Source organism: Idiomarina aquatica, assembly GCF_004362895.1.
Taxonomy (GTDB): domain Bacteria; phylum Pseudomonadota; class Gammaproteobacteria; order Enterobacterales; family Alteromonadaceae; genus Idiomarina.
In genome coordinates, this window is the sequence record NZ_SNXI01000006.1 from 1 (window position 1) to 23543 (window position 23543).

At 48.1% G+C, this 23543-nt stretch carries 22 protein-coding genes; 7 read left to right on the top strand and 15 right to left on the bottom strand.

Features of this window, described 5'->3' with window-relative positions; translation table 11 throughout:
• Nucleotides 1-65: 65 nt before the first annotated feature.
• From DEU29_RS06225 to orn, 4 genes are all read right to left on the bottom strand, one after another.
• Nucleotides 66-2435, bottom strand: a complete 2370-nt coding sequence (locus DEU29_RS06225) for a S8 family peptidase (RefSeq protein ID WP_208107614.1) — start codon at nucleotides 2433-2435, stop codon at nucleotides 66-68.
• Between the two features lie 15 nt (nucleotides 2436-2450).
• Nucleotides 2451-3446, bottom strand: coding sequence for an ATP-binding protein (locus DEU29_RS06230; RefSeq protein WP_133539394.1), 996 nt, complete (start codon nucleotides 3444-3446; stop codon nucleotides 2451-2453).
• A 76-nt stretch (nucleotides 3447-3522) separates the two neighbouring features.
• On the bottom strand, nucleotides 3523-4698 hold the full coding sequence (locus DEU29_RS06235; protein ID WP_133539395.1) for a BCCT family transporter: 1176 nt from the start codon (nucleotides 4696-4698) through the stop codon (nucleotides 3523-3525).
• Nucleotides 4699-4733: 35 nt separating this feature from the next.
• A complete protein-coding gene (gene orn, locus DEU29_RS06240; protein WP_133539396.1) occupies nucleotides 4734-5288 on the bottom strand; it encodes an oligoribonuclease in 555 nt (184 codons plus the stop codon).
• A 72-nt stretch (nucleotides 5289-5360) separates the two neighbouring features.
• On the opposite strand from orn, the gene rsgA reads away from it, so the two are divergent.
• From rsgA to DEU29_RS06255, 3 genes are read left to right on the top strand one after another with little or no spacing between them, the layout of a single operon-like run.
• Entirely contained in the window at nucleotides 5361-6404 is a 1044-nt protein-coding gene (rsgA, locus tag DEU29_RS06245; protein ID WP_133539397.1) for a small ribosomal subunit biogenesis GTPase RsgA, read from the top strand.
• Complete coding sequence (gene asd / locus DEU29_RS06250) at nucleotides 6404-7288, top strand: archaetidylserine decarboxylase (protein ID WP_166635889.1); 885 nt, start codon at nucleotides 6404-6406, stop codon at nucleotides 7286-7288. Before rsgA ends, asd begins: the two co-directional genes overlap by 1 nt.
• Nucleotides 7289-7996: a glycerophosphodiester phosphodiesterase gene (locus DEU29_RS06255; protein WP_133539398.1), complete on the top strand. Its 708-nt coding sequence runs from the start codon at nucleotides 7289-7291 to the stop codon at nucleotides 7994-7996.
• 36 nt (nucleotides 7997-8032) lie between these two features.
• Here DEU29_RS06255 and DEU29_RS06260 read toward each other — a convergent pair whose 3' ends face one another.
• The 4 genes from DEU29_RS06260 to nudC all read right to left on the bottom strand — a co-directional run bounded on the left by DEU29_RS06260 (nucleotide 8033) and on the right by nudC (nucleotide 14254).
• A complete protein-coding gene (locus DEU29_RS06260; RefSeq protein ID WP_133539399.1) occupies nucleotides 8033-11131 on the bottom strand; it encodes an efflux RND transporter permease subunit in 3099 nt (1032 codons plus the stop codon).
• A 3-nt stretch (nucleotides 11132-11134) separates the two neighbouring features.
• Nucleotides 11135-12190, bottom strand: coding sequence for an efflux RND transporter periplasmic adaptor subunit (locus tag DEU29_RS06265; protein WP_133539400.1), 1056 nt, complete (start codon nucleotides 12188-12190; stop codon nucleotides 11135-11137).
• Between the two features lie 142 nt (nucleotides 12191-12332).
• Nucleotides 12333-13403: a uroporphyrinogen decarboxylase gene (hemE, locus tag DEU29_RS06270; RefSeq protein WP_133539401.1), complete on the bottom strand. Its 1071-nt coding sequence runs from the start codon at nucleotides 13401-13403 to the stop codon at nucleotides 12333-12335.
• Between the two features lie 44 nt (nucleotides 13404-13447).
• A complete protein-coding gene (gene nudC / locus DEU29_RS06275) occupies nucleotides 13448-14254 on the bottom strand; it encodes an NAD(+) diphosphatase (RefSeq protein ID WP_133539402.1) in 807 nt (268 codons plus the stop codon).
• Between the two features lie 90 nt (nucleotides 14255-14344).
• Between nudC and rsd the strand changes: the two genes are divergently transcribed.
• Nucleotides 14345-14821 (top strand): sigma D regulator, encoded by a 477-nt coding sequence (rsd, locus tag DEU29_RS06280; protein WP_133539403.1) that lies wholly within the window; start codon nucleotides 14345-14347, stop codon nucleotides 14819-14821.
• A gap of 57 nt (nucleotides 14822-14878) precedes the next feature.
• Here the strand turns inward: rsd and fkpA are convergent, their stop codons facing one another.
• Nucleotides 14879-15649 (bottom strand): FKBP-type peptidyl-prolyl cis-trans isomerase, encoded by a 771-nt coding sequence (gene fkpA / locus DEU29_RS06285; RefSeq protein WP_133539404.1) that lies wholly within the window; start codon nucleotides 15647-15649, stop codon nucleotides 14879-14881.
• Between the two features lie 95 nt (nucleotides 15650-15744).
• On the opposite strand from fkpA, the gene DEU29_RS06290 reads away from it, so the two are divergent.
• From DEU29_RS06290 to DEU29_RS06300, 3 genes are read left to right on the top strand one after another with little or no spacing between them, the layout of a single operon-like run.
• Nucleotides 15745-16746 carry a WD40 repeat domain-containing protein gene (locus DEU29_RS06290; protein WP_133539405.1) on the top strand — a complete coding sequence of 334 codons (1002 nt, stop codon included), beginning with the start codon at nucleotides 15745-15747 and terminating at the stop codon, nucleotides 16744-16746.
• 4 nt (nucleotides 16747-16750) lie between these two features.
• Complete coding sequence (locus tag DEU29_RS06295) at nucleotides 16751-16981, top strand: SlyX family protein (protein ID WP_133539406.1); 231 nt, start codon at nucleotides 16751-16753, stop codon at nucleotides 16979-16981.
• Between the two features lie 54 nt (nucleotides 16982-17035).
• Nucleotides 17036-17935, top strand: a complete 900-nt coding sequence (locus tag DEU29_RS06300; RefSeq protein ID WP_133539407.1) for a phosphoribulokinase — start codon at nucleotides 17036-17038, stop codon at nucleotides 17933-17935.
• Here the strand turns inward: DEU29_RS06300 and DEU29_RS06305 are convergent, their stop codons facing one another.
• Genes DEU29_RS06305 through DEU29_RS06330 form a run of 6 tightly spaced genes read right to left on the bottom strand, consistent with a single transcriptional unit; the run spans nucleotide 17936 to nucleotide 23346 of the window.
• Entirely contained in the window at nucleotides 17936-18802 is an 867-nt protein-coding gene (locus DEU29_RS06305) for a 23S rRNA (adenine(2030)-N(6))-methyltransferase RlmJ (RefSeq protein ID WP_133539408.1), read from the bottom strand.
• Entirely contained in the window at nucleotides 18799-19218 is a 420-nt protein-coding gene (locus tag DEU29_RS06310; RefSeq protein ID WP_243734500.1) for an OsmC family protein, read from the bottom strand. The genes DEU29_RS06305 and DEU29_RS06310 overlap by 4 nt, the downstream gene beginning before the upstream one ends.
• Before the next feature lie 10 nt (nucleotides 19219-19228).
• A complete protein-coding gene (locus DEU29_RS06315) occupies nucleotides 19229-19570 on the bottom strand; it encodes a DUF3802 family protein (RefSeq protein WP_133539409.1) in 342 nt (113 codons plus the stop codon).
• Between the two features lie 12 nt (nucleotides 19571-19582).
• On the bottom strand, nucleotides 19583-21052 hold the full coding sequence (gene astD / locus DEU29_RS06320) for a succinylglutamate-semialdehyde dehydrogenase (protein ID WP_133539410.1): 1470 nt from the start codon (nucleotides 21050-21052) through the stop codon (nucleotides 19583-19585).
• 29 nt (nucleotides 21053-21081) lie between these two features.
• Nucleotides 21082-22107, bottom strand: a complete 1026-nt coding sequence (gene astA, locus DEU29_RS06325) for an arginine N-succinyltransferase (protein ID WP_133539411.1) — start codon at nucleotides 22105-22107, stop codon at nucleotides 21082-21084.
• Between the two features lie 15 nt (nucleotides 22108-22122).
• Complete coding sequence (locus tag DEU29_RS06330) at nucleotides 22123-23346, bottom strand: aspartate aminotransferase family protein (RefSeq protein ID WP_133539412.1); 1224 nt, start codon at nucleotides 23344-23346, stop codon at nucleotides 22123-22125.
• Nucleotides 23347-23543 lie beyond the last annotated feature (197 nt).

Consider the following 23543-nt stretch of genomic DNA (forward strand, 5'->3'; position numbering starts at 1 on the left):
ATCGGGGATCGGCGTCAAGAGGTAATCGGTAAATTGGCGATCAATCGCTCATTTATTGGACAGTTCTAAATCCGAATATTGGTGCGGAATAACGGGTATACCGCAATAGCGTCTCGACTTGCCAACTCCGCTGCGCTGCCCTTCCAAGTATCCGAATGTAAAGAGCCTTTATGTCGATTCTTTTTGCCAATCACCCAGTTCGAGTCATTGTCATTTCTATTTGTGTGTTCGTCATCATCTCTGGCCGCCGCATTGATTCTGGCACGGAAATCTACCTCACTTTCTAAAGGGCGTTTCACGTCAAAGCGAAGACCATGAGACTCATACCGATAGCGTGAGGTAACTCCACGAGCCGAGGGGTTAGGCTCAATAAAATACGACAATGTTACACGCATTTCCACGGAAGTTTCGCCAAGTGCTTCGAGCTCTTGTAGGGGCCAAGGCAGATTGTGAAGTTTCATATCACGGAGCTGAGGTTCTTTTCCCTTTTCGCGTTTGAACGGATTTAAAAACTCTTCACAGATCATGGTTAGTGAATTATCTGTGCTCCATATGGCTCGTTCGATGCTCGGCTCACCAAATCCGCAATGTCTTACTAATTCTGTTGTCTGTGCCTTGGTCGGCTCTCCTTTAGCTGGAAGAAACATGCGTTTCATGGCGTCCGTCCACTGTGCTGAGTGTACTATCAACCCTCGAATACTCTCACACCATAGTTCGGGATATCTTGCCATCAACTCGGCAGCCATTTTTGCGCAAAGAGCTGAAGCTGCGCTTGTTGCATTGCTCGTAGTAAACATACGCTCGGCTGGATTCAAATGAGTAGTGAGCAGGCTCAGGCTCCTCATCCAAGCTGCACCAATACCATCTTGGGCAACATTGCCACCTTCAAACACTACATCTGGTTTGAGTGGCCAATGAGACTGCCACGTCTGTGATGTCGTACTAAATGGACTTAATCCGCCTAATTCTGCAATTGGTGTATAATGTTGGGTATCAGCTTCAGTAATTCGTGTAAGGTTAGTCATTGCTCCGACGGTTAGCGCATTCCATGCTTGTGCAGGATCGTGGATACCGTCGGTTGCATTGCTGTGTGGATATTCCATCCAGGCATTGGCATCGTTGATATTGCCAGCAGATATAACAAATAGCCTTGGACTCTCACTTTGTTCATCAGCATCGTATGCAAGTCGATCAATAGTAGCTGACCAGGCAGAGGGACGGCCTCTGTCCCGATTGTCTCTCGCTGTAATAGCCATACTGTAAACTCGTTTACGATGTGGCGCAGCTATGGTTGTTCGATAGACGGCCTCTGATGTCAGGTATCCGTGTAACTGAGCATCTCCGCCATTAGCACCGTCCTGCGGTATAAGTTTAACTGATTCTAGACGATGTGATACGCCGACAGGCGAGTTGGTTTCAAGCACTTCCGACAGATTTCCAAGTACAGCAAGCCCGGCCATTTCCGTGCCGTGCCCCTCGATATCGTTTACTCCCCATGCGGGATCAACGCTATGCTTATCTTCATTTGAAATGAGTTCTTTTAACAAGGGGTGGCCATTGTTTACGCCAGTATCAAATAAGCACACATACGGCACATCTTGGTCTGGCATTATTAAACGCTCCCTCAGATCATCTACCCACTGTGGCTGCTCATCAGGTGCTAAGTCATCAAAAAATTCTGCTGTTTCTTTCGCTCGACGTAATTCTGCAATGCTGTTTAAAGTCATTACCGAGCGTTTCATTTGCCCTACAGAACCATAAACTAGTAATACAGAACGTTCGGGAAAGTATAGCTCGCCAGGCGCAAGGCGAAAGCCGAGCCCCTCCGCCATTTCTCTAAATTGATCAACCACACCAATACGATCGTCTCGTATAGGCAGCCAGACCTCCCACCAAAGGTGTTCTTCGTCATCTGTTGGCATGGAGTCGGAAGAGTCTGTCCACAATGCGTGTATTGTTGCCGCGCGAATCTCATAAATTGCGTTCAGGAGTTTACTATTAGCCGGGCCACTTTTTTTATCATTGCTTTCATCTAAATAAGCAGTAATGAGTTTCTCAAACACTTCGAGTTTACCATCAGGCACAAATACGGTCGCAAAGGTTCTATTAACGTCGTGGCGGACATTTCGCAGTTCGATTCCTGAGCGCTCTCTGGCTAAAGACTCAAAAGCCAACTCAACATCAGGGAAGCTCTCAAACTCAATTTGTAAGCCAAAACCTTCCTCAACACCAGCCAGCCTTTGCTGAGCTGCTGCATCATTCAAAACTGATGTTAATTGCTTAATTTTATTCAGCAGCGCGCCACCATGTGCGTTTCTATCTCTATCGGGTATGACTTTGCCACTACCGCCTCTAGGTGGTGAAGTAAAACGCTCTGGCTGTGCGCTGTTTTGAAAAATAAAATGCTGGTGATTATTTGGTTCCTTACCTGCCATGCAATGTCCCTATCGTTAACTGCCAGTACTTAACCGTTTAGAAAGTTTACAGCGCTCTTCCAGTGCATGCGAAATATCTTTTTCTGATACACTCTTTGCTCGTTCAATCAGTGCTGTTTTGAGTACTTCATCAGTTGAACGGGTTAGTTCGGCATAACTTAAGCCATTGGCTTTGGCTGCCAACCTCTTCCATGAAATATTTTTGACTGACACGCGAGATAGGCGAGATTTGAGCACGTTAGCGATATGAACATCATCAGGTAGTTCATAGTGCAGCAAATCATCAAAGCGACGGAAAAGAGCATTATCCAGAATATCGGGGTGATTAGTGGCACCGATAATTATGCTGTGGGAATCGTCCTGTTCAATCATCTGTAAAAAGCTATTGAGGATGCGCCGAACTTCACCCACGTCGTTTGCTAACCCACGTTGAGAACCTATAGCGTCAAACTCATCAAAGAAATATACCCCACGAGCCTGACGGGTGGACTCAAATATCTGTCGCAGCTTCGCAGCCGTTTCGCCCATAAACTTGGTAATTAACCCATCCAAACGCACCTGAAACAACGGAAGTCCCAGTTCACCGGCGAGCACAGATGCTGTCATAGTTTTACCAGTTCCCGGAGGCCCGACTAATAAAAGCTTACGCCGAGGAGACAAACCGTGTGAAAGGATCTCGGCCGCATGGCGCTGTTCAAGAATGATGCGATTCAATTGCTGAGCCAGATCACTGCTGAGCACCATATCGCCCAAGCGAGCTTTAGGATAACTAACGCTAAGCAGATTAGCCAACTCACCTCGTGGCTTGCTGATGGGCACTGTTTTCTTCTCTGACCCAATCACTCGACTAGCTTTGGCCTGATCTACTAAAGTACGCAATTCTCCTGCAAGCTTGCCATGCCCTCTCTTAGCTTCATGCGCGGCCACCTGCATGGCGACTGAATAGAAACGGCTGTCGTCACCCTCCAAATGTGATTGAAGCAACGCTTTTAGTTGATTTGCATTGGCCATAAAGTGATCCTCCCAAATGTGGAGTCATTGTACCTTGTCACGCGAGTAATCACGACCAAAAACATCAAGTAACCACCTAGGCTTCAAAACTCCGCTTACAATCTGACTTCCCGGGGCTTTTAATCTTGTCTACGACTTGTTTCCCAGCTTTTCCTGATTCTATATACGAGCCAATAAGGCGCGAGTAGAACCAGCATAAGCCTGATACTTGCACAAAGCAGATACGAGCAACAAACACGGCCATTAATGGTGTATAACCAATAAACCAGGCAAAGAAAAATACTGTCCACCATTGCATCCACCAATCCGGAGCAGTATTTGTAGTCATCGTCGCCATAGCAAAGAACGAGCCAAGATATCTGCCCATGCCCTGTAAATAACTGTCTGCCAGGAACAGTGTTGGCCCAAATACGATAATCACAGCGGCAATAGCGAGTGCTAAAAACACGTTCATTCGACTTAAAAACTGAATGCCTTTGTGCAGTCCGGTTAACGCTGAGGTCATATAAATCGCCGCCAGACATAACAAAATAGTCAGCTGCAGGGCAAAGCCATCCGTTGCGCCAAACAACTCACTCAAGCCAAAGCTCACCTGCGTTGCCAGAAAACCAATAGGACCGACTGTTCCTGCAACCACTGCAATCACGCAGCAAGCATCAACAATACTACCTAACGCACCTTTTAAAACGCGCTCTCCCAACACCGGATACAACAATGTCCGCGGCTGCAGCGGCTTACCTTTAACATAGTGGGCGTAGGACAATACAATCGCAGACAATGAGCCCAGCACGGCCCAGGCCAAAAACCCCCAATGCATAAAACTCTGCGCCAAAGCGGGCGCTATTGCTTCAGCACTTCCCCCATCGGCATCTGATGCCGGCGGACTGACCAAAAAGTGATAGACCGGTTCTCCTGCTGCGAAAAATACACCACCACCTGCAAGTAAGGTACACAAGATCATAGACAGCCAACGAAATGTGGTTATCTCCGGCTTATCAAGGGAGCCTATTCGTGCTTGCCCATAACGACTCATGGCCGTCGCGATCGCAATAAAAAAAGTAAGTATCAGCAGAACCTGGAAAAACGAGCCAAAATATTTGGCAGTCCAGGCAAAACCGCTGGCAATAGCGCTTGCCGTTAGCTCTATATCCCAAAGCGACAGGCCTAAAAACAAAACAATAAATCCCATTGTTAAGACGAGAACAATAGGGTCTCCGAAGCGTTTTTCCTGATTTACGTTCGCTTTATTCATTGCTCGGCCTTTGTCGGTCGGTTTATAAAGTGTACTTAGGGAAGGCGTAAAAAGTTTTCCCGATAATGGCGAAGTTCTGCAACTGATTCACGAATATCTTCCAGAGCTTCGTGTGCGCCTTTCTTTTTAAAGCCATTCAGAACCTCCGGATTCCAGCGCTTTGCCAACTCTTTCAAGCTACTGACATCCAAATTGCGATAATGAAAAAAAGACTCTAATTCAGGCATGTGTTTAACTAAAAAACGGCGATCCTGACAAATACTATTACCACACATCGGGCTACTATTGGGCTCGACCCATTGTTTTAGGAAGTCGAGGGTTGCTTGCACAGCGTGAGGCTCTTTAAATTCACTTGCCTTTATACGATCAACCAGGCCCGAGCCGGTATGCGTTTTTACATTCCAATCATCCATCCGATCAAGAAACTCTTGCGGTTGGTTGATAGCGATTACTGGCCCCTGCGCCAGTTCATTAAGGTCAGCATCCGTTACGATAGTCGCTATTTCAATAATGTGATGTTGCTCAGGATCCAAGCCGGTCATTTCCAGATCAATCCAAATTAGCCTATCGTTTTTATTGTTATCGCTCATAATCCCACTCTAAACTGTTACTATTTTCAGGTATGATAGCGTCAATTCAGTTTCAACGACAGGTCGATTGGCTTGGTAAAAAAACGTCGCCTCAATAAAGGTCAGCAACGCCGGGTAAAACAAAATCAGCGTAAGCGGCTGGAACAGCCTGGCTTAGACTTTGATAGTGATCAATTAGGTCCGTCCGAGCAGGGACGCGTGGTTAGCCGTTATGGGCAACACGCCGACATTATAGATAATGACGGCGTGTTGATACGCTGTCATATTCGCCGCGCCGTCGACAGCCTCGTCTGTGGCGATCGCGTAATCTGGCGCCGGGCCACGTCATCTACTGATGGCATGCAGGGCGTCATCGAAGCGGTTCATGATCGCGAATCGCTTCTCTCCCGGCCTGATTTCTATGACGGGCTGAAACCGGTCGCTGCTAATGTCGACCAGATTTTTGTGATATCCAGTGTGTTACCTGCTTTTAGTTCACAGATTATCGATCGTTATATTGTCGCCTGCGAAGATATTCATATTGAACCCATCATCGTGCTGAATAAAATTGATTTGCTGGCTGAACTCTCGAGTAACGAGCAACAGTTGATCAACGACTGTTTAAATTATTATCAAGAGATAGGGTATAAGGTTCTTAAAGTCAGTAGTGCGCTTGAGCACGGCCTAACCGCTATGACCGAAAAACTGCCCGGCCATATTTCGATTGTTGTCGGCCAGTCCGGCGTGGGTAAATCTTCATTGGTTAATAATATCCTGCCTGAAGTTGGCACCGCCACCAAGCAGGTTTCGGATAACTCAGGGCTCGGTCAGCATACAACCACAGTTGCGACATGGTACGACTTGCCGGCAGGTGGATCATTGATTGATTCACCCGGCATTCGTGAGTTTTCCTTGTGGCATTTAGAAAAGGACCGGGTCGCCTGGGGCTTTAAAGACTTCAGACCCTACTTAGGCGGCTGTAAGTTTCGCGACTGCAAGCATCGCAATGATCCTGGCTGCGCCCTTCAACAGGCGACAGACGCCGGCGAGATCGCCAGCTGGCGATTGCAGAACTATCACCGAATTATCGAGTCTATGGACTCACAGAAGCCCAATAGGGTTATGCCAAGAGGTTAATGAGCGTGTCAACGTCAGACAAAATTAAAATTGCAGCACAGTATGCTACCCCAAAACATTTACTTTCTCGCTTAGTCGGCCGGTTTGCTGCGGCTCGGGCGGGTATTTTTACCCAGTTATTCATTAAATGGTTTATCAAGCAATATGGCATTGATATGAGTGAGGCGATTGAGGAACACCCGTCGGCGTATAAAACCTTTAATGCGTTTTTCACCCGGCGTCTCAAACCCGAGTTACGCCCTCTGATTGCCGCGGAAGGCGAGTTAGCACATCCTGTTGACGGGGCTGTCAGTCAACTGGGCCAGATAAATGAAGACCGTGTGTTTCAGGCCAAGGGGCACGATTATTCATTACAAGAATTATTGGGCGGCGAGGCGCAGGATGCGAGCCAGTTCATCGACGGTGATTTTGCCACCATCTATTTAGCACCGAAAGATTACCATCGTATTCATATGCCCTGCGACGGCGTGCTGAAGAAAATGACCTACATACCCGGCGACTTGTTTTCTGTTAATCCCCTGACAGCAGCAAACGTACCGAATTTGTTTGCCCGTAATGAGCGCGTAGTCGCTATTTTTGATACGGAAGTTGGCCCTATGGCCATGGTGCTGGTTGGGGCAACTATTGTTGCCAGTATTGGCACTGTTTGGTCAGGAACGGTTACGCCTCCGCGCGGCGGCCGAGTTCAATCATGGTCTTATCCGACATCGGGACCCGAAGCGATTCGCTTAAACAAAGGTGAAGAGATGGGGCATTTTAAACTCGGTTCTACTGTGGTTCTGGCCTTTGCTAAAGACGCCATTACGTTTGAGGAGTCGCTAAAACCGCGCTCAGTTACACGTATGGGGCAAATTATGGCTGTATGCAAGGAAGCTAACAGCTAAATGAAAATTTGGGCGCACCGGGGAGCCAGTGCAGAGGCTCCCGAAAACACCCTGGCGGCATTTAGTCGCGCGATGGATGCAAAGGTTCACGGCATAGAGCTGGATGTTTATGCTATCGATGGCGAGCGCTTCGTGTTTCACGATCGTTATTTACAGCGTTTAACCGCGACTCACGGGCGTTTAAAAGACCTTACCCAGCAGCAAATTCGCCGCTTAAAAGTGTTTGGCCAACAACCCATTCCAACCTTACGCGAAGCACTGCAACACATTGATGGTTACTGTTGCGTCAACATCGAGTTAAAAGGTGATGTGCCCAGCCCCGAGTTGATTAGCGACATTGACTGGGCACTGGCCAACACCCAGTTTGAGCTGCCGCAGATCTTGGTATCTTCGTTTAACCATCACTGGCTACAACGCCTGACTCATCGTCGCCCTGACATTGCGATTGGCGCTTTAACGACCTGCTGCCCGCTGGATTATTGCGCATTCGCGTCACGGCTCAATGCTGTTGCCGCTCACGTCGATGTTGATTTTATTACGCAGGAACTGGTCGATGACGCACACCGGCGCGATCTACAAATTTATGTGTTTACCGTTGACGAGCAGCACGATATTGAAGAACTGCACGCCATGGGCGTCGATGGCATTTTTACCAACAACCCGGTGTTTGTCGACAACATTTTAAAAGGGGTTGGCACCTCCCGGTGACAACCCCTTTTAACTTACTCAATTTGCCGCAGCGTTTTAGCTGTGATGGTCGGGATAGTCTTCCTGCATAGATTCCAGGCGTCGGGTAAGTGCTAATGGTGATGTTGTTTTCTTAGCCATCAACAAGTAAAGCGCCGGAATTACAAACAGAGTTAAAAACGCCGATACCGCAACCCCGGAAAATATAACAATACCAATAACCATACGGCTCTCATGCCCCGGACCTGACCCCAGAATAAGCGGTAGTGCGCTCATTAGTGTGGTAAATGCAGTCATAACGATAGGACGAAGACGCTGTTGCGACGCGCGTAACACAGCCTCTTTAAAATCTAAGCCGGCATCACGCAACTGGTTGGCAAATTCGACAATCAAAATACCATTTTTAGCCGCCAGACCGATTAACATCACAATGCCGATTTGAGAGTAAATATTAATGGTTTGCCCGGTAACGTAAAGGCCAATAAATGCGCCGACAATTGCCATGGGTACCGCCAGCATAATAACCAGCGGATGCACGAAGCTCTCAAATTGCGCCGCCAATACCAGAAACGTGATTACCAGGGCCAGTCCAAACACAAAAATGATTGAGCTGCCACTTTCCTGATAAAGCTGCGATTCGCCCTTATAATCAATGGATACATCTTCCGGCAATTTCTCATCGACTACCCCTTCCAGAAAACTGAGCGCCTCACCCAGTGAGTAGCCTTCTGCAAGGTTTGCTTCGATGGTCACGCTGCGCATTCGGTTATAGCGATTAAGCTGTCCGGAAGTAGCCTTTTCACTAATATTGACCACGTTAGACAGCGGAATTAACTCGCCGCTACGACTTGAGCGTACGTAAATGTTATCGATAGCTGCCGGACTGCGGTAGTCAGCTTTCTCGCCTTCCAGCATCACATAATATTCTTCACCGCGATCAAGATAGGTGGTTACCCGACGCTGCCCAAGGATCGATTGTAAGGTAATACCGATATCCTGTACCGACACACCTAAATCAGCAGCCCGGGCTTCGTCTACTTCGATCAATAACTGCGGCAATGTTTCTTTATAATCGCTATCGACTTCCTGCAAACCCGGATTAGTCATCGCCTCTTCGATAACAATATCCCGGTATTGGGCCAGCTGCTCATAGGTATTGCCCTGCAGTACAAACTGAACCGGGCGGCCGCCACCACCACTAATACCACTGCGCATAAAGGCAAAGGCCTGTACACCGACAACCTGGTTAAGTTTGCTGCGCATCTCTTCCATCAGTTCGAACGTCGACCATTCGCGCTCTTCAAACGGAATAGCACCGACAATGGCAATACCGGCAGAGCCACCCCAGCCTGGCGCCCGCACAATGACACGGTCAATTTTATTTTGATCAAGGTACGGCAACAGTATTTGCTCAATTTCATCCATATGACGAGAGTTTGATTCAAAACTCGCACCCTCAGCGCCACGGATACTAATGTAAAACGTGCCTCGGTCTTCTGGTGGCGCAAACTCCTGGGGGATGAGTTTAAGTGCGCCAAAGCTAACAACACCCGCCATGATGACTAATATCAGGGCAAAAATCGGTCGCGCAACACTCGCCTCCAGTACCTTGCGATAGCTTTTCTCCAGCCACGAAAATACCGCGTCAAACGCCTTACCAAATTTGCTACTGCGCTCTTTATGGCTTAGTACCTTTGAACTTAGCATCGGCGTTAACGTCAACGCCGCAATGCTCGAAAACGCAACCGCCGCCGCTATGGCTAAAGCAAACTCCGTAAACAGCTTACCAATGTTACCTTCCAAAAAGGCTAACGGTACAAATACACTGATTAGCACTAAGGTTGTTGCAACAACTGCAAAGCCAACTTCACGTGCGCCGCGATAAGCAGCCAACAGAGGCGGTTCGCCCGACTCAATGCGGCGATAAATGTTCTCCAGCACTACAATAGAGTCATCGACCACCAGGCCAATCGCAAGCACCAGCGCCAGCAGCGTCAACAGGTTTATCGAAAAGCCTAAAGCAAATAATACAATATAGGAGGCAATAATCGCGACCGGAACGGTGAGCGCCGGAATGATGGTGGCACGGACATTACCGAGGAATAAGTATATCACCACCACCACTAAGCACATGGCGATTAATAATGTGTTGTATACCTCGTCGATTGAACCCTGAATGAAAATCGATGAGTCATAACTGGTCGCCAGATACATGGTTTCAGGAAGCGTTTTTTCCAGCCGCTCCATCTCTTGCCGGACATTTTCGACAACTGACAGCGTATTGGCTTTGGATTGTTTAATAATGCCAATACCGACCATGTTAACGCCGTTACCGCGGAAGTCGGTTTTATCATCTTCGGCACCGAGTTCGACACGTGCTATTTCTCCCAGCCTTACCAGGTACCCGTCGTCTCCCCGGCGAACGACGAGGTTTTTAAAGTCCTCTTCGGATAGATAAGCACGCGCCATGCGCACCGAGAATTCTCGTTCGGTCGATTCAACCTGGCCCGCGGGCAGCTCAATATTTTCTTCCCGCAGTCGGCTGACAATATCGGTAACTGTTACATCGCGAGCTGCCATAGCGTCACGATCAAGCCATACGCGCATCGCGTAGCGGCGGTCACCGCCAATCCGCACTCGCGCCACACCATCGACTACCGCTAAGCGATCGACAATATAGCGTTCGGCGTAATCGGTAAGCTCCAGAATCGACATGCTTTCGCTGCGCAGGTTGTACCAAACCACAGTGGTTTCATCTGAGGAAGCTTTTGAGACTTCAGGCGGGTCGGATTCTTCCGGCAGGTTGTCAAGGGCCCGGGAGACACGCTCGCGTACGTCGTTTGAGGCCGCGTCGATATCACGTGTTAAATTAAACTCGATGCTAATATTAGAATAACCCGGACGGCTACTGGAACTAATATTCTTAATCCCTTCGATACCACTAATACGCTCTTCGATCAGCTGCGTAATTTGCGTCTCGACGACTTCTGCAGACGCTCCCGGATAGTCCGTGCTGACACTTACTACCGGCGCGTCGATATCAGGAAACTCACGCAGTGGCAGCATAGTAAACGCGACAATGCCGAAAATTAGCAAGAGCACGTTTATAACCGTGGCGAAAACCGGACGCTTTACCGAAACATCAGATAAAAACACGTATTAATCCTCCCGCACGCTTACGGGAACACCATCGCGAAGGCGCACCAAGCCCTCCACTATTACCTTATCACCCGGCTCTACACCTTCAGTAATTTCTACAATTCCTAGCTTCCGGCGGCCTATAACCACTTCGACCTGCTTAGCACTGCCATCAGGCATCAACTTAAACACGTACTGCCGGTTTTGTATTGGCATCAGCGCCTTCTCAGGCAGCAACAAGGTTTTATCAATGCTACGTAGCAAAATGATCTGTAATAGCATGCCGGGTCGCAACAAATCGTCACTGTTAGGCAGTTGCGCACGCACGCGAACTGATCGAGTTACCGGATCCACGCGAGAATCGATACTGGTAATACGACCGACGAATTGCTGGCCAGGATAGGCACGGTTGCGCGCGATAACTTCCTGATCAACAGCTAAGCTGGCAAAGTAGCGCTCAGGAACACTGAAATCGACTTTTATCGGAGTAATATCATCTAAAGTGGTAAATACGTCGCCAGGCGAAACTAACGCGCCCGGGCTAACTTCACGAATACCCACGCGGCCAGAAAAAGGTGCATAGATCTTCATCTCAGCGAGGGTTGCTTCCGCTACCTCAAGCTCAGCCTGCAGACCATTCACCCTAACTTGCTGCTCTTCTACCTGTTGCTGAGAAGCTGCATTTCCGCGACGAAGTTCATTGAGTCGTTTTAGTTGGCGCTCCGCTTCACCCAAACTAAACTCTAACTGTTGCACGCGGGCAATCTCTTTACGCGCGTTAAGTTCTGCCAGCAGTTGTCCTTGTTCTACAAAGTCACCGCTATCAAAATAAATTTTTTCGACAACTTCCTGGGTTTGCGAGGTGATTGCCACGGTCTCGTTAGCTTGTGCCGTTCCTAACGCCTCTATAACATCACGAAACTCACTAATTTCGGCAGTTTGCACGCGAACCGGTACACTGGGTTGCTCACGCGCCTGATTTTCCTGTTTAGGTGGAAAAGCAAAAAAATACACAGCTAGCGCTATCAATACAATAACGATTATCGTGAGCGGGTTTATCCAGGAACGTCGGGCCATGCTTACCTCTAGGCATTAATAAACTGATGTTACTGTACCTATTGTACGCAAAACACCGCCATGTAGGCGGTGTTTCTAACGAGGATTACAGGGTGTTAATCGCAAAATAGTTAGCTTTTTAACAAACTTTACTCAGCTGCAATCATTTATGATACTGCGGGCTATGCTTATGAATCGCTTCTATAAAGGCACCCGCATGCTCCGGATCGACTTCAGGGTGAATACCATGACCCAAATTAAAGACATGTCCGGTACCCTCGCCAAAGCTTGCCAGAATCGTTTTAACTTCATCTTCGATACGAGCCGGGCTGGCATATAGTACACTCGGATCCATATTACCCTGTAGGGCTACCTGGTCACCAACCCGTGCCCGCGCGTCACCTAAATCGGTGGTCCAATCGACACCCAGACCGGTCGTCCCGGTAGCGGCCATGGCCTCTAACCACTGACCACCATTTTTAGTGAATAGCGTAACCGGAACCGTTCGCCCTTCTGACTCTTTGGTTAAACCGTTTACGATTTTCTCCATATAAGTCAGTGAGAACAGTTTATAATCGCGCGGCGACAATACTCCGCCCCAGGTGTCGAATACCATCACTGATTGCGCACCGGCTTCAATTTGAGCATTGAGGTAGTCGATAACTGAGTCCGCCAAGACATCTAATAGTTTGTGCATTGCTTCTGGCTCAGCAAACATTAACTGCTTAACTTTAGAGAAGTTCTTGGTACTACCACCTTCGACCATATAGGTCGCCAGCGTCCAGGGGCTACCCGAAAAGCCAATCAAGGGGACATTACCTTGTAATTCTTGACGGATCAGGCTGACGGCATCGGTTACATAGCGTAAGTCTGAACCCATATCCGGCACAGCCAGCTGTTCAATTTGCTCTACGGACGTGATCGGCTTAGCAAACTTTGGTCCCTCACCGGTCTCAAAATAAAGCTCTAAGCCCATTGCGTCAGGAATCGTCAAAATATCACTAAATAAAATGGCCGCATCTAAGTCATAGCGACGCAGCGGCTGCAACGTGACTTCACAAGCAAGCTCAGTATTACGACACAGTGACATAAAATCGCCGGCCTGCGCTCGTGTAGCCTTGTATTCTGGCAAGTAACGACCCGCTTGACGCATCATCCAGACCGGCGTCCGGTCGACGGGTTGCTTCATTAACGCGCGTAAATAGCGATCATTTTTTAGTGCCGGCTTATGCATTATTAAGTTTCCAGTTTTACAACAAGTAAGCGCAGATTTTACCACTATTGGCTAGTTTTGCCGATAGCCTTTTCTATCAGGGTTCGGGCAATAGTACCAGCCGGCGGAATAGGTGGAAGGTTATCAAACTCAAACCAATCGCCGGTTACCAACTCATGCGGATCAATGTGTAATTCGCCGCCTGCCCACTCAGCTGTATAGCCCATCATAAGCGAGTGTGGGAAAGGCCAGGGTTGGCTTAAATGATAGGTTATATTTTTTACTTCAATCCCCGCTTCTTCGTGTACTTCTCTTTGTAAGGCCTGCTCGAGTGATTCACCTGCCTCGACAAAACCAGCGAGAATCGAATACATGCCCTGCTTGTGGCGTTTACCCTGCGCTAACAGGAGCTTGTCACCCTTGGTAATCGCCACGATGATACATGGCGACACGCGCGGGTAACAACGATGCTGACACTGCTGACAGTGCATGGCGAGTTCCCAATCTACGGCTTGCATGCGACTGCCACAGCGGCCACAGAACCGATGTGTGTTTACAAAGTCACTGAACTGCCGGGCACGTCCCGCTATGGCGAATTTTTCTAAATCATGCGCATCCAACAACGTACGCAAAGAGTTAAAAGAGCCGCCGACAAAGCTGTCATCTAAATAGTCTGCCATGACCAGGTAACAGGCTCGCTCCCGGAGTTCGCCAATAAATATCACTTTGTATTCAGTCAGGTCCGGAAAAGGTAAATCCTGTAGACATCCGAAGGGTAAATCATTATCGTCTGTTAGGAAGATTTGATCTGAACTAATAATGCACCACCAGGCAGGCTCATCAGCCGCGGGGCGGGAATAAGGCTTTACCATAAAAGGCTCCTATGGTCAGATCAGTAAACTGAAAACTTTGTGTCATGGTTAGTTGTGATTGTGACAGATAACCGTTGTTCGGAGAAGCACATGTTAAGGAAAGGCGAACACGCCAAAAAGAAGTGGGGCGGAGCTAACGATAGTATTGATCAGTGGTTGACTGAACGTCAGGACCTATTGGTTAACTACTTTAAGCTGGCCGCTCTCCCTCCGTACGAAACGGTGCGAAATGGGTTACCGGATATTACTGACATCCGGGAGTTTTGTGGTCAGCTCGTTGATTATGTCTCCAGCGGACATTTTGAAATTTATGGGCAGTTGATTAATGCGGGTAAAGACCACCATGTTCAGTTGGATGATTTAATGGACGACTTATTTCCATTGATTTCGGATACCACAGATATCGCCCTGGATTTTAACGATACCTACGGTCAAGTGGATAACAACAGTGACCTTAACAAGTTTGACCGCGATTTATCTGCGCTAGGCGAAGCGATTGAGCTGAGAATGGAATTTGAAGATCAATTGCTAAACCACCTGCACGAGAACGAGTTACTAAAGCGCTGACTTGAAACGAAAAATGCCGGCAATTGCCGGCATTTTTTATGGAACTCGAGCAAACTTTTAGTTTGTCTCGTCACCTGCAGTTGCATCAGCCTCAGCGGGTTGCTGGTCCTTTACGTCCAGTAACTCAACGGTAAAAATCAATGTTGAGTTCGGTGGGATCTGACCACCACCCACTTCACGTTCACCGTAGGCAAGCTCTGCCGGGATAACAAAACGATACTTTGCTCCCTCTTGCATCAATTGCAGACCTTCAGTCCAGCCAGGGATAACTCGGTTTAACGGGAATACAGTTGGTTCGCCGCGCTCGTAAGAGCTATCGAATACTTCTCCGTTGACCAGCGTCCCTTCATAATGAACTTCTACCGTATCTTCAGCTGCCGGGCTGGTGCCGTCACCGGCTTCCAGCACTTCATATTGCAGTCCTGACTCAGTTACCGTAACGCCTTCTTTTTTGGCGTTTTCAGCCTGATACGCTTCGCCTTGCTCCGCTGCTTTTGAGCCCAGTACATTTTGACGTTGTTCCATCACTGTAGAACGCAAATCGTTCAACAGTTTTTCTGCTTCTTCTTCGTTAAGTTTCACTTCGCCTTTTACAGCATCAACGAAACCGGCAATAACCATATTGCGGTCTAACATAACTTCCGCTTCTTCTTGCTGGTCAAGGTTACGACCAACGAAACGTCCAACGGATGAGCCTAACGCATACGCTTGTTTTTGTTCTTCCGTTTTTAGTTCTTCCTGGCTCACTGGGTATTGTTCTGGTTGTGAACATGCCGCCAACGCTAAAGTAAGAGCCGACAGCGCTAAAGGCTTTATCACTCGATTCATGTTTTTCTCCAATTCTCGTCCCGTAAATGACCGGACTATGCCATAATTCCTAAATGAGGTCAGCACCATACTACACAACCAAAGGAAGCTTGCCCATGACTTTTCTTGACAAAGTACGTGCGGCTTTTGCTGTCGCATTGGTCGGCATAACTGCAACTGCCTGCTCTCCGGCGCCTGATAAAGTGCATCAGAAAATCCATGCGCAGCAAGGGAGCTATGTTGCTGACATTGCCGATACCGGTGAATTCAGCGTCGTTTCAACCAACGAAAATGGTCTGTTGCTGTGGCCCCGCTATGCTAACGATCCCAAATTTCAGTGGCAGCACGATGACGACACCTCACAAATTATTGCTATCGATGCCAGCTTTGATGGCAGCGTAGTCGCCTCAGCCACACGTATCGAATTTGCCCTTTGGGATGCGCAAAGTGGTGAAAATTTAGGTTTTTGGAAAGTCGGCCAGGGCGGCATACAAGATATTGCCGTCAGTGATGGCGGCAGCACAATTGTACTGGCTAAGCGCGATGGCACCCAGATAGCCTTTAATCCTGCGTCTGGTCGACGCATCGAGTTCTATGGACATACTGAGCGAGTCAACGCTGTCGATGTCTCTGCCAACGGCTTCTACGTGCTAAGCGGCAGTAATGATGCCTCAGCCATTTTATGGGATACCCGCAGCGGACAAATCGTTCATCGATGGGAACACAAGAACCGGGTGACCCAGATAGCCCTTCACCCAGAAGCTAAGTATGTGTTTACTTCGGGCAGTACCGACAATGCTATTATATGGTCGTTACCCGGCGGCGATGAACACAGCAGACTACAATTTATCGACCGCCAGAAGATTTTCAGCGCGGCGCGTTTTAGCGCTTCGGGGGAGCTGTTAATCACCGGTGCTCCATCACGCCGTGTTACACTCTGGGCCACCGAAACTGGCGAATCGCTGAAACATTGGAACGTCGACCTGGTTGAGCAACGAAATCCCAACAGTGCGGTTGTTTTAGCCGTACATTATTACGAAACCGAAAACGTGTTACTTACAGAAAGTTCTGCCGGCCTTGCCGAATGGTGGCAGTTAAACGACGATTGGAAGCAGTAAAATTATGACTGATAGTATGGCGTTATTAACACGCATAGAGCATCTCGAAAGTCAGCTCACGTTCCAGGAAGATACCATTGAGTCTCTCAATCAACTCGTTACTCAACAGAGTAGAGAGTTAACCGAAATCCACGAGCGTTTGCGCTGGCTGGGCCGGAAGGTAAGCCAGTTACAAAATGGCGACAATGGACCTGAGTCTGACCCCAGCCAAGAACCACCGCCACCACATTATTGAATACCATCGTCGGGTCAGGTATAACAGATGTTCACTTTTTGTTATTGAGCGTCTATGTCTGCTAAACACCCTATTATTGCGGTAACCGGTTCATCCGGCGCCGGAACTACCACGACTGGACAAGCTGTACGACACATATTCCGCTCGCTGGATGTGTCTGCCGCATTTGTCGAGGGCGATAGTTTTCACCGCTACTCACGTCCCGAGATGGAACTTGCTATCCGCAAGGCTCAGGAGCAAGGCAAACATATTAGTTATTTTGGTCAGGAAGCCAATGACTTTGAACGACTTCAGGATCTATTTCAGTATTATGGGAAGTCTGGTCAAGGTGAAATAAGGCGTTACCTGCACACCTTTGACGACGCCGTTCCATACAATCAAATGCCCGGAACTTTTACTCCCTGGGAAGAACTACCGAACGATACCGATGTACTTTTTTATGAAGGGTTACATGGTGGTGTATCCGGCGAGGGATATGACGTGGCACGCCATGTCGACTTGCTCATTGGCATGGTGCCTATCGTTAACCTTGAGTGGATTCAAAAGCTAATTCGCGATACACAAGATCGAGGCCACTCGCGAGAAGCCGTTACCACAAGTATTGTGCGCAGTATGGAAGACTACATTCACCACATCGTGCCGCAATTTTCTCGTACCCACATCAACTTTCAGCGCGTACCAACCGTTGATACCTCAAACCCATTTAGCGCTAAAGATATTCCGTCGCTGGATGAGAGCTTTGTGGTGATTCGGTTCAGGGGCATTAAAAATGTCGACTTTCCCTACTATTTGCAAATGATAGAAGGTGCGTTTATGTCACGCACCAATACACTGGTGGTACCCGGAGGAAAGATGGCGCTGGCAATGGAGCTGATCTTAACGCCGTTAATTGAGCAAATTATGGAACGTAAACTAAAAGCCCGCACACAACTCGACTGGATAAGTTCGAAGTAATCAAGACTCTTCAACCAGCCAACGGCAGCTTGCACTTGCACCTGCACTTTGGCCCAGTAGGTTTTGCAAAAACGGAAGGATCTGAGCCAGTTCGTTAACCACTCCAAAAGGCGGGTTAAGCCAGACAAAACCACAACCACTAAGCCCGCTGCCTTCGTCAGGTGTGCGAATCATTAATTCAATTAGCAGTGTTTTCGGCACGTTTTCAAGTGCCGCAACATTGTCATAAAAAGCCGCGGTTTTTACCGGATCCTTGATTGGAAACCACACTGCATAGCTGCCGCTTTGCCAACGTTTTAGCGCAGCGTTTAGTGCTGTAACAACCTGATCATATTCGTCAGTTTGCTCAAATGGCGGATCGATCAATACCAAACCACGTTTTTCGCGCGGCGGAAGCTTGGCACTCAGCGCCTGATAGCCATCCTGGGGAGCCAACACTTCCAATTTTGCCTGCGTTTTTAATGGCGCAAGATTGGTTTTTAAGGTAGTAGCATCATCGCGATGTAACTCGCATACAATGAGTCGATCCCCCGCGCGCATCAAGGCTTGACTAAGCCAGGGTGAGCCAGGGTATTGGGTAATGTCACTCGGCGCGCTATCTGCGTTAAGCTGTTTAACACAAGCCACGAAATCATCAGTAAAAGCTGGTAAGTCTTGCGCTTCTAAAAGACGCAAAATACCTTGCTCAAATTCCTGTGTTTTCTGTGCCTCTTCACCGCTTAAATTATATCGGCCAATACCGCCATGCGTATCCATTACCATGTAAGGCTTGGGTTTTTTATTCAAATAAACCAAGGCACGCGTGAGTAGCAAATGTTTGAAGACATCAGCAAAATTGCCGGCGTGATAGCTATGACGATAATTCATGCAGCGTGAATAACGTAACCATGGCTCATTGCAACACTGGCCTCAAGCATTTTAGCTACCGAGCAATATTTATCTGCTGACAGCTGCACCGCCCGTTCCACGTGCTTTTCGGCAATATCATGGCCAGTGACATGAAATTCCAGATGAATAGACTTAAATACATTGGGTGTTTCACCGACACGCTCACCGGTAACTTTGCATTCACAGCGAGTGACCTGCTGACGCGCTTTTTCGAGAATACTGACAACGTCTACAGACGCACAACTACCGGCCGCCATTAACACCACTTCCATTGGGCTAGGAGCGGTTCCCGGACTGTTACCGTCTAAAACCACTTGATGTCCGCTACCGGACTCCGCAACAAAGGTTAAATCATCAACCCATTTTACCGCTGCGGTCATGCGATTATCCGCCATGCTGACTTCCCTAATGATTGAGCTTTTGATCGAATAGGTTTTTTACTAAACCTACAAATTCCAACACGAACTCTTCTTGTTCTGCGGTAGGATGATTGTTGAGGACACTGGATAACACCTCTTCTAAGTCGTACATGATGGCATCAGCTTCACGCACAATGTCCAGCCGTGTTTCCTGTTCAAGATCATTTTGCTCAAATACTGCCATCATACTTTCGCCAAGCTTCTCTTCGAGTAGCTCACGTAGCGTGTAATCAGCTGTACTTGTTGCACCTTTGTTCTGAGCAAACAACGGTAGCTGGCCCGTTAAATATTGGACCAGCTCGATATATCCATCGGTTTCAACAATCATAAGTTGCCTTGATTAAAATTTTAATCCCGGCGCTAAGATTTCTGGCATAGACTGGTTCTCAGCCTCTACCGAGGCAACCGGATACGAGCAGTAATCTGCTGCATAGTAAGCACTGGCACGGTGGTTACCACTTGCCCCAATACCGCCAAACGGTGCCGCACTACTGGCTCCCGTAATCGGTTTATTCCAGTTTACTATACCAGCACGAATATGCTTGAAGAAGTAACGATAGGTTTCTTCATCGTCGCACAAAATACCAGCCGATAAACCATAGCGCGTGTTGTTCGCTTCTTTTATTGCGTCATCCAACTTGGTGAAGCGATACACTTTTAGTAAAGGTCCAAAGTATTCCTCATCAGGAATATTATCAACACCCGTTACATCCACAATACCGGGTGTTACAAATCCGGTTTGCGTATCACGGTGAGTCGATTTTACCAACGACTTACCGCCTAAACGCACCAGCTCATTATGTGCATCGACCATTCCTGCCGCAGCTTTAGCAGAAATCATCGCGCCCATAAACGGCTGTGGCTCAGCTTCGTAGTCATCGACAACAATGTTTTTGGTCACTTCGACTAAGCGATCAAGTACTGCCTGACCTTTTTCACCGGCTTCTATAAACAGCCGACGTGCGCATGTGCAGCGTTGACCTGAGGTAATATAAGCTGACTGAACGATGTTATGAACAGCCGCATCTACGTCTGATACATTGGTAACGATAAGTGGGTTATTTCCACCCATTTCTAAAGCCAGAATCTTATCGGGACGGCCGCCAAACTGCTTGTGTAATAAATGCCCGGTGTTAGACGAGCCGGTAAAGTACAAACCATCAATTTGCGGATGCGCCGATAACGCTTTACCGGTGTCAACTTCGCCCTGAACCAAATTAAGGACTCCGGCAGGAATACCGGCTTTCTCCCATAATTTTACTGTGAACTCAGCGACTTTGGGGGTTAATTCTGACGGTTTGAATACCACTGTATTGCCGGCAATAAGCGCGGGCACAATGTGGCCGTTCGGCAAATGGCCGGGGAAGTTATAGGGCCCATAAACAGCAACAACGCCATGCGGTTTATGACGAATAAAGGCTTTTGCGCCGGGCATTTCGTTTTCTACCGTGCCAGTGCGTTCTTTGTATGCACGCTCGGAAATTGCTACTTTGCCGATCATTGCACCAACTTCGGTACGGGTTTCCCATAAAGGCTTACCTGTCTCTTCGGCCATCACACGCGCTAAATCTTCTTTATTTTCGCCCAGTAGTTCGGAGAAACGCTGACAAATTGCCAAGCGTTCATCAAAACTACGCGTAGACCACTCGGGAAACGCTTTTCTCGCTGCTATGACGGCACTTTCTACCTGGCTGTCATCAGCAGATTCACCTGACCAGACAGCCGTATTGCGGGCCGGATCAATTGAGGAAAATGTTTTACCTTTACCGGCTGACCAACAGCCATCAATAAACTGTACACTGGAACTCATTTGCTGATCTCCTGTTACAACGCGACGGGTTATAGCGCAACAATGCGCGCATCGTCGCCATGTTCTAAATTTAAATGTTGTGCCTGCTCACCGGTTAACGCTAATGAATCGATACCGGGCTTACATTGCACTTGAGCAGCACGGAATGCCTGCAGCTTGGTATTGCAGACAATATGCGGCTGCTGGTCGTCACCTTTCGCTGCTTCGTTAACAATCTCAACGGGCACGACTCTGCTATTACGTACACTGCGTAAATTGCAAACTTCTGCTTCAACTGTGGGTCCGGCGTCGAAAATATCGACAAAACCGCGAAATCGGAACCCTTCCGATTCGAGTAACCGCAGCGCCGGACGCGTATTATCATGAACTTTGCCGATTACAGCGCGAGCTTGCTCAGACAACAAACTGGTGTATATCGGAAAACGCGGCATTAACTCCGCAATAAATACCTTATCACCCACACCACTTAAATAGTCGGCTTTAGGGAAGTCCATAGAAAAGAAGTGCTGCTCCAGCCACTGCCAAAAAGGCGAGTCACCATTTTCATCAGAGACGCCTCGCATTTCCGCAATAACCCAGTCGCTGAACCGTTGTTTAAACTGCGCCAAAAATAACATACGAAAACGCGACAAAGTGCGTCCGTTAAGGCTATGCCGATAAGGTTCGCGTAAGAACAAAGTGCACAACTCCGACACCCCGGTGTAATCATTACACAGTGTCAGAGTTTCCAACGCATTATAAATATTGTGCTTCTCTGAGTGGTGCACCACTTTACCGAGCCTATAGTGCCAGAAAGCCTCAGTTAAGCCGACAGCTGCTTCAATGCCACTGACACCAGCGATCTCGCCACTCTCGGTGTCTTCCATGACAAACAAATACCCCTCGTCACCAGGTGCCTCGACATCCGCTTTTTTAAACGCTTCATTGGCGCGCGAAATGCGACGTTCCAGCAATGTCTGGTCAACAGGTAGCGACGTAAAGCCGTGTCCTGACTCTACAGCGCAACTGTAAAGAGCCTGATAATCGGCTGACTCGATCGGTCGGATCAGCAACATAATTCAGCTCCTTAATTAGCCGACAATTTGAGCAACTGCTTTCTCGAAGCGCTGCAGACCCTCTTTGATATCTTCCTGAGGAATAATCAATGACGGTGTTAATCGAATAACACTGGCGCCTGCAACCAATACCATTACGCCATGTTCCTGACCTGCCAGTAAAAAGTCGCGCGCGCGGCCTTCGTATTTTTCGCTCAACTCAGCACCCAACAAACAACCTTTACCGCGTACTTCTTTAAATACCTGATACTTTTCGTTAATTGCGTTGAGTTGCTCTTTCATCCACTGCTCACGTTGTTTAACACCGTTTAATACTTCGTCAGTATTAACAACATCAAGTACCGCCTCAGATACCGCACATGCTAGCGGGTTGCCGCCATAGGTGCTGCCATGGGTACCGGGTTTTAAGTGCTTCGCAATCGCGTCAGTCGTTAGCATAGCGCCAATCGGAAAGCCGCCGCCCAATGACTTCGCACTGGTTAAGATGTCCGGCGTAACACCCAACTGTTCATAGGCATACAGCGATCCTGTCCGACCAAAGCCTGTTTGAACTTCATCAAAAATGAGCAACGCATTATGTTGGTCACATAATTCGCGAACAGCTTTTACAAAGTCCATTTCGGGAGGCACAACACCGCCTTCACCCTGCAACGGCTCCATCATCACAGCACAGGTTTTGTCGGAGATTAACGCTTTTAATGCGTCGATATCGTTATAAGGTACATGCTCGATAGCACCGGGCTTGGGACCAAAACCCTCGGAGTAAGCAGGCTGTCCGCCAACTGTCACGGTAAAAAACGTACGTCCGTGGAAGCCTTTACTAAAAGCAATGATCTGCTGTTTTTCTTCGTTATGCTCTTCCAGTGCCCAGCGACGTGCTAGTTTTAATGCTGCTTCGTTTGCTTCGGCGCCCGAGTTGGCATAATAAACACGGTCAGCGAAGGTGGCATCAGTTAGCTTTTTGGCCAGGCGAATAGCCGGCTCGTTAGTAAAGACGTTGCTTAAATGCCAAAGTTTTTGGCTTTGTTCCTGCAACGCGCTGACCATAGCGGGGTGACAGTGGCCTAAGCAGTTAACCGCAATACCACCTGCAAAATCAATATACTCTTTTCCCTGCTGATCCCACACACGAGCTCCCTCGCCTTTTACCGGAATCATTTGGGCGGGGTTATAGTTTGGAACCATTACGTCGTTAAACATCTCACGCGTAATTGAATTTGCTTGTTGGTTAGCTGCCATTGCTCACTTCCTTATCGCTATCGCGAATTAATTTGATAAGAGTCATGGATTCATAATTTAGCCGCCCATTATGCCAAAATTTAACCGAATTGTCTGTTTTTATTGGAAGCTCAGGCTTTTAGTGGCGGGGGCTCGGTAAGATTTTCACAAGAACAGAATAAGTATTCACTCATGCGCCAATAAGGCGCATGAATAAG